The following is a 3,443-nucleotide window of genomic DNA, read 5'->3' on the forward strand; positions in this document are numbered from 1 at the left end:
TGATAGGCGTTAAGTGGAAGTCCTGAGAGGGATGAAGCTGAGGCGTACTAATAGACCGAGGGCTTGACCTCTGTTTCTACATGGTGATGATGATGACTTAATTCTCTGCAGTCTTCAGGGTTTTTTACCCTTACAACTTTTCGCTTGTTAAACGCCCATTTGGCTAAGATCTTTTTCCCGTCACTGCATCTCGAAAATAGCTCAATGCCGCTCGACAATATACAAACAAAAGCTCCTACATCAGAGGAGCTTTTGTTGTTGTAGGTTTTAAAGAACTTGGACGGGCTAGAGCATCGGTTCAGTATGCGGTCTTGACAAAACACACTGGAAATGATACCTGAATTGAGAAGCCTGTTAAATTCTCACAATCAGGAAGAAGAAAGAAACCTTATGCGTCGTCCCTTATGACATCCAAGGGTAAACGCATCTTGTCAATAACGAGGGGTTTTAGCACTGCGGACTCGGCTTTATTGTTGTTTATTGAGAACGGTTTTTCCACCTGTAGCGCTTTTGTCTCTACTCAGACGCTATATATGGGAATTTAGAAATTAGATGCGTTTACCCTGGGGTAGAAGCTAGAGGAAAAAAAGGAAACTACTCTACAAAACGCATTAAATTGAGAGCCGAGCGTCCTACTTAATATTTTGTTACATACTTACGAATTTTCCTGCCGGCTTACTTAAAGCCCCATCGGTCGCTGTTGGAGATTAAGATTAGATGCCCAGTCCCTTGTACCAACCAAGCTGCTTTGTAGCTCTTCCTGATCATAGACCGATCGCCCAAAACTGAAAAGCGAAAAAAGACGGAAAAAGACGGGTATTTCTAAAATTTGGATGCAAGGCGGAAAAAGACTGATAAAGGCGGATAAAGACGGCTATACTAGGGCTTGCTGAAGAAGTGATCGCACTTTACGTGGCTTAGGTTAAGAACTGGCACGATCGAGATCAGCGTGCAAGAAAAACAGGTAAAATAGGTCAAAAGTCGTGCATCGCCATCTGCGATCATGTACAGAAAAGCTGAGCTTGCTCCTCCCTCACTCTCCGACTTTGAACTACCCTTCGGAGGGAATTTGTCACTCCTTAACCGTTGGGTAAAAATGGCCCAAATAATCCCGTGGTCTGAATTTGAATCAGAATATGCGAAAACTTTCCCACAGAAAAGGGCGCACCAGCCAAATCATGGAGGATGGCATTGGGAGCATTAATTATCAAAGAAAAATTAGGAATTAGCGATCGCGAAACAGTCGAACAGATCCGCGAAAACCCCTATATGCAATACTTCATCTGTCTATCAAGCTACAGCAATGAACTCGCATTTGACCCATCCCTATTAGTAGACTTTCGGCAAAGAATTAGTCCGAACCTAATTAATAAAGTGAACGAACGGATGGTTGAAAAAATGCGACAAATCACGCCAGTCAAACCAGAAAAAAAAAAGGATTCGGACGCCAAAAATGAGTCATCCAATAGGGTAAAATTAATCATAGATGCAACCTGCGCCCCAGCAGATATTAGTTATCCGACCGACTTAGGACTATTAAACAGAGCCAGAGTTCACACCGAAAAAATCATAGATCTCCTGTATAAACAGCTCAAAGGTAAAATCCCGAAAAAACCAAGAACCTACCGTAATATCGCCCGAAAAGATTACTTATTAATAGCCAAACAAAGAAGACCTACCCGCAAAAAAAAAAGACAGGCCATTAAAAAAAACTTCAATATATCAAAAGAAACCTCGCTCATATTGAACAGCTAATCGATTCAGGTGCGACCCTATAAAGTTTGAACAAACAGCAATATAAAAGCTTGCTAGTCCTCACAGAAGTCACTCGCCAACACCAGTGGTTATTTGATAACAATAAACAGAGCATTGAGGATAGAATAGTAAGTTTAAGTCAACCACACATTCGTCCTATAGTCAGAGGAAAAGCAGGGAAAAGCGTAGAGTTTGGAGCTAAACTATCGGCCAGTTGTTTTGAAGGATATGTATTTTTAGACCGGATGAGCTGGGATAATTTTAACGAATCAGGGGACTTAAAAGCCCAAGTAGAAGCTTATTATAGATTCACGGGATACTATCCAGAGTCAGTTCATGCCGATCGCATTTACCGTACAAAGGAAAACCGAGCATGGTGTAAAGAAAAAGGAATTAGGGCTTGCTGAATAAGCCTAAAACCCTTACCTCAAAAGACTTTGACTCGCGTTCGGCGTTGACAATGTGTAAGACTATGAGCTAAAATTAGTCAAAAGCCATGCACAGCAGCACTTTCGTTCATGTACCGAAAAGTTGACTAGGGCCCCAACCCCACCTTCCAACTTTGACCTTCACGGACAGGGGCAATTATCAGAGAATAATCGTTGGGTAATCATGGCAAAAATAATTCCGTGGTCAGAATTTGAAGATGAATATGCCGAAAATTTTACAGTATCTACAGGAGCGCCTGCCAAATCATTTAGGATGGCATTGGGGGCATTAATAATTAAAGAAAGGCTAGGAACCAGCGACAAAGAAACGCTAGAACAAATAAGAGAAAACCCATACCTACAATACTTTATAGGCATGACAACCTATAGTGATGCTGCACCATTTGATTCATCCATGTTTGTTCATTTTAGGGAGAGAATAGGAGTCAACCTAGTCAATAAAATTAACGAAAAAATGGTCAAAGAGCAGACCGAAGAGCCAGGAGTTATCGTCGAAAAAGAGTCATCAGAAATAAGTGAACCCAAAAATCAAGGAAAATTAATATTAGATGCAACCTGTACGCCAGCAGACCTTAAATATCCGACCGACTTAGGACTATTAAATCAAGCAAGAGAACATACTGAAAAAATCATAGATGCTCTACACAATCAAATTAAGTCACCCGTAAAAAAAAACCGAGAACTTATCGAAACCGAGCCAGAAAAGAATACCTAACCATAGCCGGCACAGCGAAAACCACGACAAAAAGAAAGAAGAAAAGCAATTAAAAAACAACTGCAATACATCCAAAGAAATTTGGCGAATATAGAGGGAATGGGTGAGCTACAGTTACTGACTAAATCTCATTATAAAATGCTGTTAGTAGTGGCAGAAGTCTACCGTCAACAGTTGTCAATGTATGAAAAGAAAGAACATAGTATTCCCGACAGTTGGGGTAAGTTTAAAGCAACCACATATCCGCCCCATCGTCAGAGGGAAAGCCGGGAAATCCGTTGAATTTGGGGCAAAACTGTCAGCCCGTTGTCGAAATGGGTACGTATTTTTAGACCGAATTAGTTGGGATAACTTCAACGAATCAGGAGACCTTAAAAGACAAGTAGAAGCATTTAAACAATTCACCGGATTTTACCCTGAATCAATTCATGTAGATCGGATATATCGCAATACGGTTTACTTAAGGTCGAACAAGTGGTACACTAGGTATGATGTACAAAAAAACAAATCAAGTATAATGCCGT

Annotated in this window: 2 pseudogenes; both read left to right on the forward strand. The window is 40.8% G+C overall.

Going from position 1 to position 3,443, the window contains the following annotated elements:
- Nucleotides 1–1,003: 1,003 nt before the first annotated feature.
- Nucleotides 1,004–2,153 (forward strand): annotated as a pseudogene (locus QUB11_RS30965) (IS5 family transposase); the annotation flags it as partial.
- 120 nt (nt 2,154–2,273) lie between these two features.
- Nucleotides 2,274–3,367: pseudogene (locus QUB11_RS30970) on the forward strand (IS5 family transposase); the annotation flags it as partial.
- Between the last annotated feature and the right edge of the window lie 76 nt (nt 3,368–3,443).

Source organism: Microcoleus sp. B6-A1 (assembly GCF_036705085.1).
Classification (GTDB): domain Bacteria; phylum Cyanobacteriota; class Cyanobacteriia; order Cyanobacteriales; family Microcoleaceae; genus Microcoleus.